Origin of the sequence: Massilia sp. S19_KUP03_FR1 (assembly GCF_036688685.1) — a bacterium.
Lineage (GTDB): Bacteria > Pseudomonadota > Gammaproteobacteria > Burkholderiales > Burkholderiaceae_D > JALYUM01.
In genome coordinates this window covers 221,653-233,800 of the sequence record NZ_JAQQPS010000007.1, presented here as the reverse complement: position 1 = coordinate 233,800, position 12,148 = coordinate 221,653, and the positions used below count along the sequence as shown (strand labels likewise).

Annotated in this window: 10 protein-coding genes; 9 read left to right on the top strand and 1 reads right to left on the bottom strand. The window is 65.1% G+C overall.

All coding sequences use genetic code 11. The features are described from left to right. Window positions 1-1,083, bottom strand: a 1,083-nt coding sequence (locus tag V6M87_RS10285; RefSeq protein WP_332876520.1) for a serine/threonine protein kinase, incomplete at its 3' end; no start/stop codon positions are given. A 450-nt stretch (window positions 1,084-1,533) separates the two neighbouring features. Here V6M87_RS10285 and tssA point away from each other — a divergent pair. The 9 genes from tssA (at window position 1,534) to tssH (ending at window position 12,142) form a co-directional block, all read left to right on the top strand. Beyond that, window positions 1,534-2,577 (top strand): type VI secretion system protein TssA, encoded by a 1,044-nt coding sequence (gene tssA, locus V6M87_RS10280; protein ID WP_332876519.1) that lies wholly within the window; start codon window positions 1,534-1,536, stop codon window positions 2,575-2,577. Between the two features lie 51 nt (window positions 2,578-2,628). Further along, window positions 2,629-3,132: a type VI secretion system contractile sheath small subunit gene (gene tssB, locus V6M87_RS10275; protein WP_332876518.1), complete on the top strand. Its 504-nt coding sequence runs from the start codon at window positions 2,629-2,631 to the stop codon at window positions 3,130-3,132. Between the two features lie 30 nt (window positions 3,133-3,162). Continuing rightward, complete coding sequence (gene tssC, locus V6M87_RS10270; protein ID WP_332876517.1) at window positions 3,163-4,650, top strand: type VI secretion system contractile sheath large subunit; 1,488 nt, start codon at window positions 3,163-3,165, stop codon at window positions 4,648-4,650. An 84-nt stretch (window positions 4,651-4,734) separates the two neighbouring features. Beyond that, window positions 4,735-5,214, top strand: a complete 480-nt coding sequence (locus tag V6M87_RS10265; protein WP_332876516.1) for an Hcp family type VI secretion system effector — start codon at window positions 4,735-4,737, stop codon at window positions 5,212-5,214. Window positions 5,215-5,280: 66 nt separating this feature from the next. Then, window positions 5,281-6,117 carry a type VI secretion system accessory protein TagJ gene (locus V6M87_RS10260; protein ID WP_332876515.1) on the top strand — a complete coding sequence of 279 codons (837 nt, stop codon included), beginning with the start codon at window positions 5,281-5,283 and terminating at the stop codon, window positions 6,115-6,117. Then, complete coding sequence (tssE, locus tag V6M87_RS10255; RefSeq protein WP_332876514.1) at window positions 6,110-6,610, top strand: type VI secretion system baseplate subunit TssE; 501 nt, start codon at window positions 6,110-6,112, stop codon at window positions 6,608-6,610. Before V6M87_RS10260 ends, tssE begins: the two co-directional genes overlap by 8 nt. Then, window positions 6,610-8,487, top strand: coding sequence for a type VI secretion system baseplate subunit TssF (gene tssF / locus V6M87_RS10250; protein ID WP_332876513.1), 1,878 nt, complete (start codon window positions 6,610-6,612; stop codon window positions 8,485-8,487). Before tssE ends, tssF begins: the two co-directional genes overlap by 1 nt. Then, window positions 8,472-9,491, top strand: coding sequence for a type VI secretion system baseplate subunit TssG (gene tssG / locus V6M87_RS10245; RefSeq protein WP_332876512.1), 1,020 nt, complete (start codon window positions 8,472-8,474; stop codon window positions 9,489-9,491). Before tssF ends, tssG begins: the two co-directional genes overlap by 16 nt. A 2-nt stretch (window positions 9,492-9,493) precedes the next feature. After that, window positions 9,494-12,142, top strand: coding sequence for a type VI secretion system ATPase TssH (gene tssH / locus V6M87_RS10240; protein ID WP_332876511.1), 2,649 nt, complete (start codon window positions 9,494-9,496; stop codon window positions 12,140-12,142). The last annotated feature ends 6 nt before the right edge of the window (window positions 12,143-12,148 follow it).

The window sequence follows — 12,148 nt, the reverse complement described above, 5'->3', positions numbered from 1 at the left end:
GCCCGCGCCCGCCAGCAGCGTCACGGCGCCGGCCGCAAACAGGGCGACCCTGCGTGGCGGGGGCGCGCTTGCCGCCACCGTCACGGGCGGCGCCGGCGACGATGCCGCCAGCGCCAGCGCCTGCGTGCCGCCGTCCTCCAGGCCCAGCAGGGTGCGCAGCGCCGCGGCGCTTTGCGGGCGCTGTTCGGGCCGCACTGCCAGCGCCTGATCGATCGCGCCGAGGAAGCGCGCGCTGAAACGGTCGGCATAACGGCTGGCCAGCGGCACGTACGGGTCCTGCACCAGGCGGCTCACGGCGGGCGGCGGTGCGGCGCCGGCAATGGCAAAGTGCACCACCGACGCCAGTGCGTACAGGTCGGTCCACGGCCCCTGGCGCATGCCCGGCATCTCGGCGTACTGTTCGATCGGTGCGTAGTTTTGCTTGAAGATGACGGTGAAGTCCTGCTGCATGCCGCCGATGGCGCGTCGGGCGGCGCCGAAGTCGAGCAGCAACGGCCGGCTTGCGCTCAGCATCATGATGTTGTCCGGCGCGATATCGCGGTGAAAACACTGGTGCGCGTGGATCAGCGTGAGCGTATCGAGCAGCGGCGCCAGCAGGGAGGTCAGCCACGCCTGGTCGACCGGCTCGGTGCGCGCAAGCAGCGCCTGCTTGAGTGTCACGCCTTCGTAATATGGCATCACCATGTAGGCGGTGCCATTCGCCTCCCAGAAACGGTAGACCTTGATCAGGGCAGGGTGGTCGAACCGCGCCAGGATGCGCGCTTCGTTGACGAAGCTGCGCAGCCCGGCGTCGAAGGTGTCAGCGTCGCGCTCGGACGTCACGGCCACCTGCATGGTGCTCGAGCGCGACGCGAACGACGAGGGCATGTACTCCTTGAGCGCCACCTGGCGCTCAAGCGAACGGTCCCAGGCCAGGTAGACGATGCCGAAGCCGCCTTCGCCGAGCAGTCCGGTGATCTCGAACTCGCCCAGCCGCGCGCCTGCCGGCAGGGCATTTCCGCCGGGCGCGCGCGGCGGCGCCGGACCCGTTGTTGCGCGGCCGGTCACCAGTAAGGTGCGTTCATCGTCGTCGGAAAGACTCATTGAAAGATTTGTGCTCGACCATTAGGAACGTCCACGCCCGGTTCGCTCGTAACAATATAAATAATATAAAAAGATCCATTTGTATACCAAAAAAAGAATTTTTTCTGGCATGTTGCGCGCATGACGCAGTGCTGGTTTTCTAAAAATTACCTTGCCTTTAAAGAAAGTGATGACTTGTCATTCTGTGGCCTTGTCAACAACCTTGCGGGTCGATTTTACAATCGAATCAGAAAGAAATTTCTGCAAAAAAAACCAAAAAGCGGCGTGCTTTTTTTTGCTTTTGTGAAGTATAGTTGCGTCCAGTTCGCTGTATTTCAGTTTCCTGGCACGACGGTCGACGCTTGCATTCGGTGCTGCGCGCATGGCAATCGGAAGTGCTCGGAGGTACACGTAATGCGCCTTTGCCTGTTATTTTTTAGATAGCATGTGTTGCAGCCTTCCGGAGTATGAATGAGCACAATCGACGTGGATGCGTGGTTGGCGGAAATCGATACGGACGCGCCATGTGGCCCGAACCTCGAATACGATCCGGCGTTCATCGCACTCGAGCAGGAAGCACTCGGCAAACCCGAAGTCCAGTACGGCGCCACCATCACTCCGGCCGTGCCGCCGGACTGGAAGCAGGTACGCCAGATGGCCGCTGGCCTGCTCGAGCGCAGCCGCGACCTGCGCCTGGTGGTGCACCTGCTGCGCGCCGACCTGGCGCTGTTCGGCATCGAAGGCCTGGTCGATTGCCTGGCACTGATCGAGAGACTGCTGGAACAGCGCTGGGACAGCGTCCATCCCGCACTCGACCCGGACGACAGCCTCGATCCCACGTTGCGCATTAATTCACTCGCCATCCTGTCCGACACCGGCGGCCTGCTGCGCGACCTGAAAGACGCCACGCTGCTGGTGCTGCCGGGGCTTGGACCCCTGAACATCAAGCTGCTGGAGATCGCCAGCGGTGACGTGGCACCGCTCACGGGCCAGGCCAAGGTGGCAACCAGCTCGATCGAAAGCGCGATTGCCGACGTCGCCCCGGACCAGCTGGCCGCCAGCACTGCCTTGCTGGCGCGCGCGCTGGCCAGCACCGTGAATATCGAACTGGCGCTGGTGCGCCACGTGGGCAGCGCGCAGGCCCTGAACCTCGATCCACTGACGCGCCCCTTGCGCCGCGCGCACGATTTTCTGGCGCGCCAGCATCAAGCCAGCGCGGCGCCCGAGCCGGAAGAAGTGCCCGAGCTTGCGCCCGTGTCCGGCCAGGAGAGCGCAGTGCGCGCGGCCCGCATCGAAGGCGACATCGCCGGGCGCGAGGACGTGCTGCGCATGCTCGACAAGCTGGTCCAGTACTACGGTCGGCACGAGCCATCGAGCCCGATTCCGATCCTGCTGGCGCGCGCCCGGCGCCTGGTGCCGATGAACTTCCTGGAAATCATGCAGGACCTGGCGCCCGACGGCGTCGCCCAGCTGGCGGCGATCCGCGGACCGGATGCGACCCAGGCGGCGAAATAAGCAATACGACATAGAAGAGGTTTGTTTTGTTCATTCATGGGGGATGCAATCGTGGGTAAAGAGAGTAGCCAGAAGTTCATCGCGCGCAACCGGGCGCCGCGTGTGCAGATCGAATACGACGTCGAAGTGTATGGCGCGGAAAAGAAAATCCAGCTGCCGTTCGTGATGGGCGTGATGGCCGACCTGACCGGCCAGAGCGCCGATCCGCTGGCGCCAGTGGCGGAGCGCAAATTCCTGGAAATCGACGTCGACAATTTCGACGAGCGCCTGAAAGCGATGAAACCGCGCGTGGCCGTGCAGGTGCCCAACACCCTCAGCGGAGAAGGCAATCTGTCGGTCGAGATGACGTTCGAGAACATGGACGATTTCACGCCGGCGGCGATTGCACGCAAGGTCGCGCCGCTGGCCAAACTGCTCGAAGCGCGCGGCCAGTTGTCGAACCTGATGACCTACATGGACGGCAAGACCGGCGCCGAAGACCTGATCGCCCGGCTGCTGGCCGAACCGGCGCTGATGCAGGCGTTGACCGCGGCGCCGAAGCCGCAAGAATCGTGATCACCTCGATGAACCCCGTGGAGAACCAACATGGCTGAACTACAGGAACAACTTGACGCAACCGGCGCCACGCTCGAGATGAGCGATTTCGGCAGCCTGCTCCAGAAAGAATTCAAACCGCAGTCGGACAAGGCCAGGGAGGCCGTCGAGAGCGCGGTGCGCACGCTGGCCGAACAGGCGCTGGTCGGCGCCAACGTCATTTCGGGCGACGTGCTCGGCACCATCGAAAGCCTGATCGCCGCGCTCGACAGGAAGCTCAGCGAGCAGGTCAACCTGATTCTGCACGCGCCCGAGTTCCAGGCCCTGGAGGGCGCATGGCGCGGCCTGCACCACCTGGTCAACAACACCGAGACCGACGAGTCGCTGAAAATCCGCGTGATGAACATCTCCAAAAACGAGCTGGGGAAATCGCTGAAAAAATTCAAGGGCACGGCCTGGGACCAGAGCCCGATCTTCAAGAAAATGTATGAAGAAGAATTCGGCCAGTTCGGCGGCGAGCCGTTCGGCGCCATCGTGGCCGACTACTATTTCGATAACAGTGCACCGGACGTCGAGCTGCTCTCGAGCATGGCGAAGGTGGCCGCCGCGGCGCACGCGCCCTTCATTGCCGCCGCCGCGCCGTCGGTGATGCTGATGGAATCGTGGCAGGAGCTGGCCAATCCGCGCGACCTGACAAAAATCTTCCAGACGCCGGAGCATGCCGCCTGGCGTTCCTTCCGCGAATCGGAAGATTCGCGCTACGTCGGCCTTGCCATGCCGCGCTTCCTGGCGCGCCAGCCGTATGGCGCGAAAACCGATCCGGTCGAAGCCTTCGACTTCGAGGAAGACACCAGCGGCGCCGGCGCCACCAAGTTCACCTGGTCGAATGCGGCGTACGCCATGGCCGTGAACATCAACCGCTCGTTCAAGGAATACGGCTGGTGTTCGCGCATCCGCGGCATCGAGTCGGGCGGCGCGGTCGAGGGCCTGCCGGTGTACACCTTCCCGACCGACGACGGCGGCGTCGACATGACCTGCCCGACCGAGATCGCGATTTCCGACCGGCGCGAAGCGGAGCTGGCGGCAAATGGCTTCATGCCGCTGGTGCACAAGAAGAACACCGACTTTGCCGCCTTCATCGGCGCCCAGTCGCTGCACAAGCCGGCCGAATACGACGACCCCGATGCCACGGCGAATGCCAACCTGGCCGCGCGCTTGCCCTACCTGTTCGCCACCTGCCGCTTCGCTCACTATCTGAAATGTATCGTGCGCGACAAGATCGGTTCGTTCAAGGAGCGCGCCGACATGCAAACCTGGCTGAACAACTGGGTCGGGCGCTACGTCGAAAACAACCCGGCCACCGCGAGCGAAGCCGACAAGGCGCGCAAACCGCTGGCCGGCGCCGAAGTGATCGTGGAAGAAGTCGAAGGCAATCCCGGTTACTACACGTCCAAATTTTTCTTGCGGCCGCATTACCAGCTCGAAGGCCTGACCGTGTCCCTGCGCCTGGTCTCGAAACTGCCGTCGGCGAAAGCGTGAGCGTGAACGTCGTTCGGGACGGCGGGCCTGTCCCCCGGGCGCATCCATTGTCGGGCCAACCTACTCAACCAATAGAGGAACAACATGATACTGCTTAAATTTGCCGTCGCGATCAATGGCGACTCGGTCGTCGACAGCCACGAAAAATGGATCACCATTTCGTCGCTGCAGATTGGCGTCGGCCGCGCCATTTCCGTGAGCGGCGGTGGTGCCGACCGCGAAACGTCCAACCCCTCGTTTTCCGAAATCACGCTGACCAAGTCGACCGACATCGCCTCGGCCGACCTGTTCATGCAGGCCGTGTGTGGCAAGAGCCTGGGCAAGGCCGAGATCCACTTCCTGCAAACCGGCGGCTCGGACAAGAAGCAGCAGGTCTACCTGAAGATCGAATTAACCGACGCCATCGTCAGCTCCTACTCGGCCAGCAGCGGCGGCGACCGCCCCAGCGAATCGTTCTCGCTGAACTTCACGCAGATCAGCTACCAGTACGACGCGTTCAGTGGCGACAACATCGTCACCGGCACCGCGAAGAAATGGGACTTGACCAAAAACGCCACGTTTTAAGCAGCAGCGCCGGCCGCGTGCCGGCGCTTGTTCTTTTTCCTTGCAGCGCCTTCTTTATTGACAACCATGTCCGAGCTACTCTCTACGCTGAAGGCCGGCGACCTGGCTGCCAGCCTGCAGTTACTGCAGCAGGCCGTGCGCCAGGCCCCGGGAGACGCCCGCCAGCGCGTGTTCCTGTTCCAGTTGCTGGCAGTGCTGGGACAGTGGGACCGCGCGCTGGCGCAACTCGACGTGCTGGCAACCCTCGACGCCGGCGCGCTGCAAATGGTGCACGCCTATCGCGCAACGATACGCTGCGAGCGCTGGCGCGAGGACGCGTTCGCGGGCCTGCGCGCACCGCTACTGTTCGGCACACCGGCGCCCTGGATGGCGCAGTTCATGTCGGCCCTGCGTTTGGACGCGGCCGGCGACACGGCGGGCGCGGCGCAGCTGCGCGAAGCCGCGCTGGCGGATGCGCCGGCGCTGACCGGCAGCATTGACGGCAATCCGTTTGACTGGCTGATGGACGCCGACCCGCGCCTCGGCCCCATGCTCGAATGGATCAGCAACGGCAATTACTACTGGCTGCCGATGCAGCATATCGCGCAGCTGGAATGCGCTGCGCCCGCTGACCTGCGCGATCAGGTCTGGATGCCAGCCACGCTGCTGCTCACCAACGGCGGCGACATGGTGGGCTTCATACCCACCCGTTATCCGGGCACGTTGCACAGCCATGACGATGCCTTGCTGCTGGGGCGCCGCACCGACTGGGCGGATCACTACGGCTTGGCGCAATACGGCCTCGGCCAGCGCCTGTTCGCGACCGACAGGGCCGATTTCGCCTTGATGGATACGCGTACGCTCGCTTTTGCGCACGCATTGGCCGCGAGCGCGAGCGTGGACGCCGGGGCCGGACATGGCTGAACTGAGCGCCCGCGAGCGGCTCCAGCCATCGTTGCTGGACCGGCTGACCGACGACGACGCGGCCAGTCTGCAGGAGCCGCGCGACAAACGTGTACTCGGCATGCGAGGCCTGCGCCGCGCGGTGCTGCGCGACCTCGGCTGGCTGTTCAACGCCACCGGGCTCGCGGCCCTGCAGGACCTGGACGACTATCCGCTCACTGCCCACTCGGTGCTCAATTTCGGCTTTGCAGATTTGTCCGGACAAACGGCGTCAGGGCTGGACGCCGATGCCATCGCGCGCCGCCTGCGCCAGGCCATCTGGGACTTCGAACCGCGCGTGCTGCGCGATACGGTGCAGGTGCTGGTCACGGCCGGCCATGGCAACCAACTGGTGTTTGAAGTGCACGGCCAGTTGTGGGGCCAGCCCTTGCCCGAGCGCCTGTACCTGAAGACCGAGCTCGACCTGGAACTGGGCGAGATCCGCGTGTACGACGAAGACGCGCGGGGCGCCTGATGGACAGCACCTTGCTGCGCTATTACGAGCGCGAACTGCAGCACCTGCGCGAGATGGGCGGCGAATTTGCGCGCGACTTTCCCAAGGTCGCCGGGCGCCTGGGGCTGGAGAGCTATGCCTGCGCCGACCCCTACGTCGAGCGCCTGCTGGAAGGCTTCAGCTTCCTGGCCGCGCGGGTGCAGCTGAAGATCGACGCCGAATTCCCGCGTTTTACCAATCATTTGCTCGAGCAGGTGTATCCGCATTACCTGGCGCCGACGCCGTCGATGGCGATCGTGCAGCTGCAGCCGGACCTGTCCGAGGGCAGCCTGGCGGCTGGCTTCACGGTGGCGCGCCAGAGCAGCCTGCGTAGCCTGCTGGGCAAGGGCGATCAAACCACCTGCGAATACCGCAGCGCGCATGCCGTCACGCTGTGGCCGATCGAACTGACAGAGGCGCGCTACTTCCCCTGCGCCGGCAAGCTGGGCAAGCTGGAGTTGAGCCGCTTCGGCGCGGTCAAGGCGGCCTTACGCCTGCGCCTGCGCGTGGGCGCAGGCCTGGCCATGCGCGACCTGGCGCTGGACGCCTTGCAGCTGCACCTGCGCGGCGGCGATGCGCTGCCGGCGCGCATCCTGGAGCAGTTGCTGTCCAGTGCAGTGGGCACCGTCGTGATGCCGCTGCAGGAGAGCGCCGGCTGGCACAGCGCCGCGCCGCCCGGCAGCATCTGCGCGCGCGGCTTCGACGACGACGACGCGCTGCTGCCCGGCGTTTCGCGGGCGTTTCGCGGCTACCGCCTGCTGCAAGAGTATTTCGCCTTCCCGCAGCGCTACCTGTTCGTCGACCTGCACGGCCTGGGCGCGGGACTGCGGCGCTGCCCGGACCAGGAAGTCGATATTGTCGTGCTGTTCGACCGCTTCGACGCAGTGCTCGAACAGACGCTGGGCGCGGACAATTTCGGCTTGTTCTGCACGCCCGCCATCAACCTGTTCCCGAAGCGCGCCGACCGCATCCATCTGTCCGACCGCCAGCACGAATACCACGTGGTACCGGACCGCACTCGCCCGATGGACTTCGAGGTGTACCAGGTCGGCATGGTCACCGGCTACGGCGCCGGCAACGACGCGGGCCAGCCGTTCGCGCCGTTCCACAGCGCCAACGACCTGCACGGCGTCGCGCCAGAGCGGGCCTACTACCAGCTGCGCCGCGCCCAGCGCGTGCTGTCCGAACGCCAGCGTCGTGAAGGACCGCGCTCGAGCTACATCGGCAGCGAAGCGTTCATCGCACTGGTCGATGCACACGAGGCGCCGTTTGCATCGTCGCTGCGCCAGCTCGGCGTGGACACCCTGTGCACCAATCGCGACCTGCCGCTGGCCATGCCGCTGGGCGGCTCGCGCACCGACTTCACGCTCGAATCGAACGCGCCGGTGAAAGCGGTGCGCTGCATCGACGGGCCCAGCGTGCCGGCGCCGTCGCATGCGGAAGGGGAGACGGCCTGGCGCCTGGTCAGCCACCTGTCGCTCAATTACCTGTCGCTGCTGGACGACGACCGCCAGCACGGCGCGGCGGCACTGAAAGATCTGCTGCGCCTGTACTGCGTGTCCGGCGACGCCGCCGGACAGCGCCAGATCGACGCGCTGCGCGCCGTCGCCAGCAGCGCGGTCGCGCGCCGTCTGCCCTCGCCAGGGCCGATCTGCTTCGGGCGCGGCCTGCAGATCACGCTCGACATCGACGACGCGCCGTTCGAAGGCATCGGCGTGTTCGTGCTGGGCGCCGTGCTGGAACAGTTCTTTGCCAAATATGTGTCCATTAACAGTTTTACGGAGACGCGGCTGCGCACGCCACGGCGCGGCGTGGTGATGCAATGGCCGCCACGGGGAGGCGCATGCAAGATCCTGTGAGTCGGCTCGACGCCCTGGAGCAGGATGCCGGCGCCTTCGACTTTTTTGCCGCGCTGCGCCTGCTGGAGTGCGCGCATCCGCAGCACCCCCGCATCGGCCAGTCGCTGCGCCCGCGCGACGAGGCGGTGCGCTTTGGTCAGGTGCCGTCGCTCGCGTTCACGCCGGCCATGCTGGCCCGCATGCACCCCGGCACGCACGGCAGGCCGTATCACCTGGACGTCAATTTCTTTGGCCTGATGGGCGCCAACGGCCCCTTGCCGCAGCACCTGACCGATTACGTGCGCGATCGCGAGCGCAATGCGGGCGACGCGACGCTGGCGCGCTTCTTCGACATGTTCCACCACCGGATGATTGCGCTGTTCTACCGCGCCTGGGCCAGTGCCCAGCCGACCGTCAGCCTTGACCGTGTGCATGGCGACCGCTTCGCCGACTACCTGGCCTCGGTGATTGGACTGGGCACGCCCGCGCTGCGCGCGCGCGACGCTCTGCCGGATACCGCCAAGCTGCATTACGCCGGTTTGCTCGCGTCGCACAACCGCAATGCCGACGCTCTGGCGCAGCTGCTGTCCGATTATTTCAAGGTGCCGGTGGCGATCGAACAGTTTGTCGGCCACTGGATGCACATGCCCGACGACGCGGCATGCCGGCTGCGCACGGGCGGCATGGCGGTGCTGGGGGCGTCCACCGTGATTGGCAGGCGGGTCTGGAACTGCCAGCATAAATTCCGCGTGGTGATCGGCCCGCTCGACCTGCTTGATTACCAGCGCCTGCTGCCGGGCGGCGCATCGTTCGCGCGCCTGCGCGACTGGGTGCGCAACTACGCTGGCATGGCGTACGAATGGGACATCAAGCTGCAGCTCAAGCGCGCGGCGGTGCCGCCCTTGAAACTGGGCCAGGCGCGCACCGGCTGGACCAGCTGGCTGCACAGCGCCGCGCCACGGGCGGATGCGTGCCAGGCCGTGTTTCACCCCCATCACGCCGTTCAACCAAATGAGAGGATGTAACCATGGCCGAGATCAGCCGCGTCGCGTTGTTTGGGAAATTGAATGCCCTGTGCTACCGCGCGATCGAAAGCAGCACCGTGTTTTGCAAACTGCGCGGCAATCCGTATGTCGAAGTGGTGCACTGGTTGCACCAGATCCTGCAACTGCAAGACTCTGACTTGCTGCGCCTGCTGAAGCATTTCGAGCTCGACCAGGCGGTGCTGGCGCGCGACCTGACCGCGGCGCTGGACCGGCTGCCGCGCGGCGCCACCGCGGTGACCGACCTGTCCTCGCAAGTGGAAGAAACCGTCGAGCGGGCCTGGGTGTTCGGCACCCTGATGTTCGGCGAATCGCAGGTGCGCAGCGGCCACCTGCTGGTGGGGATGCTGAAAACCTCGTCGCTGCGCAATAGCCTCCTGGGTATCTCGCGCCAGTTCGAGAAGATCAAACCGGATGCGCTGACCGAGCAGTTTGCAGCGCTGCTGAAGGATTCGCCGGAGGCATCGATGGCGGCCAGCGACGGCTTCCAGGCGAATGCCGCACCGGGTGAAGCCAGCGGCGCGATTGCGCCCGCCGCCATGGGCAAGCAGGAAGCGTTGAAGCGCTACACGGTCGACCTGACCGAGCAGGCCAGGAGCGGCAAGCTCGATCCCATCGTCGGGCGTGACGATGAAATCCGCCAGGTGATCGACATCCTGATGCGGCGGCGCCAGAACAACCCGATCCTGACCGGCGAAGCCGGCGTCGGCAAAACTGCCGTGGTGGAGGGCTTCGCCCAACGCATCGTCGCCGGCGACGTGCCACCCAGCTTGCGCGAGGTGACCTTGCGCACGCTCGACGTGGGCTTGCTGCAGGCCGGCGCCAGCATGAAGGGTGAATTCGAAAACCGTTTGCGCCAGGTGATCGACGAAGTGCAGGCCTCCGAAAAGCCGGTGATTCTGTTCATCGACGAAGCCCATACGCTGGTCGGCGCGGGTGGCGCGGCAGGCACCGGCGACGCGGCCAATTTGCTGAAACCGGCGCTGGCGCGCGGCACGCTGCGCACCGTGGCCGCCACCACCTGGGCCGAGTATAAAAAGCACATCGAAAAGGATCCGGCCCTGACGCGCCGCTTCCAGGTGGTGCAGGTGGCCGAGCCGGATGAAGTCAAGGCGGTGCTGATGATGCGCGGGCTGGCCTCGACGATGGAGCAGCACCACAAGGTGCAGGTGCTTGACGAGGCACTGGAGGCGGCGGTGAAGCTGTCGCACCGCTACATCCCGGCGCGCCAGTTGCCCGACAAGGCGGTCAGCCTGCTCGACACGGCGTGCGCGCGCGTGGCCGTCAGCCAGCATGCGACCCCGCCGGCGGTGGACGACAGCCGCAAGCGCATCACGGCGCTTGAGGTGGAGCTGGCGATCATCGAACGCGAGCGCGCGGTTGGCATCGAGACCGGTGCGCGTGCCACGCTGGCGCAGGAAAAACTCGATGCCGAGCGAGCGCGCCTGGTTGACCTCGATGCGCGCTGGCAGGTGGAGAAGGGGCTGGTCGAGCAGATCCTGGCCTTGCGCGCGCGGCTGCGCGCCGCGACCGGGATGGTCGAGGGCAACGACGATTTGACCGACCTGAAACGCCTGCAGGCGGAACTGGCTAACCACCAGGGCGAAACGCCGCTGATCCTGCCGACCGTCGACCAGCAGGCGGTGGCGGCGGTGGTGCAGGACTGGACCGGGATCCCGGTCGGGCGCATGGTGAAAAACGAAATCGAGAACGTGCTGAAGCTGGCCGACACGCTGGAAAAACGCATCATCGGCCAGCGCCACGCGCTCGACATGATCGCCAAACGGATTCAGACGTCGCGCGCGGGGCTGGACAATCCGGGCAAACCGATAGGCGTGTTCATGCTGGCCGGGACGTCAGGCGTCGGCAAGACCGAGACCGCACTGGCGCTGGCCGAGTCGCTGTATGGCGGCGAGCAGAACATCATCACCATCAACATGAGCGAGTATCAGGAGGCGCACACCGTATCGACGCTGAAGGGCGCGCCGCCTGGGTATGTCGGTTATGGCGAAGGGGGCGTGTTGACCGAGGCGGTGCGCAGAAGGCCGTACAGCGTGGTGCTGCTCGACGAGGTGGAGAAGGCGCACCCGGACGTGCACGAGATTTTCTTCCAGGTGTTCGACAAGGGCTGGATGGAGGACGGGGAAGGGCGGGTGATCGATTTTAAAAACACGATCATCCTGCTGACGACCAATGCCGGCACCGAGATGATTACGCAGCTGTGCAAGGATCCGGAACTGATGCCGGAACCGGACGCGATTGCAAAGGCGCTGCGCGAGCCGTTATTGAAAGTGTTTCCGCCGGCCTTGCTGGGGCGCGTGGTCGTCATTCCCTATTACCCGCTCAACGACGCGATGCTGGGGGCCATTATCAGGCTGCAGCTGGGGCGGATCGCCCGCCGCGTGCAGGACAGCCACAAGATTCCATTCACGTACGACGATGCCGTGGTGGCGCTCATTGCCAGCCGCTGCACCGAATTTGAAAGCGGCGGCCGGATGATCGATGCCATTCTGACCAACTCGGTGCTGCCGACGATCAGCGGTGAATTCCTGCGCCGCCTGCTGGCCGGGGAGCCGATCGGCAAGGTCCATGTCGCGGTCGCCTGCCATGAATTTTCCTACGCGTTCCAGTGAGGGGGT

Coding starts and splice junctions, on each gene's coding strand:
- tssE (WP_332876514.1), top strand. CDS start 6,110: ATGGCTGAACTGAGCGCCCGCGAGCGGCTCCAGCCATCGTTGCTGGAC.
- V6M87_RS10265 (WP_332876516.1), top strand. CDS start 4,735: ATGATACTGCTTAAATTTGCCGTCGCGATCAATGGCGACTCGGTCGTC.
- tssG (WP_332876512.1), top strand. CDS start 8,472: ATGCAAGATCCTGTGAGTCGGCTCGACGCCCTGGAGCAGGATGCCGGC.
- tssF (WP_332876513.1), top strand. CDS start 6,610: ATGGACAGCACCTTGCTGCGCTATTACGAGCGCGAACTGCAGCACCTG.
- tssH (WP_332876511.1), top strand. CDS start 9,494: ATGGCCGAGATCAGCCGCGTCGCGTTGTTTGGGAAATTGAATGCCCTG.
- V6M87_RS10260 (WP_332876515.1), top strand. CDS start 5,281: ATGTCCGAGCTACTCTCTACGCTGAAGGCCGGCGACCTGGCTGCCAGC.
- tssC (WP_332876517.1), top strand. CDS start 3,163: ATGGCTGAACTACAGGAACAACTTGACGCAACCGGCGCCACGCTCGAG.
- tssA (WP_332876519.1), top strand. CDS start 1,534: ATGAGCACAATCGACGTGGATGCGTGGTTGGCGGAAATCGATACGGAC.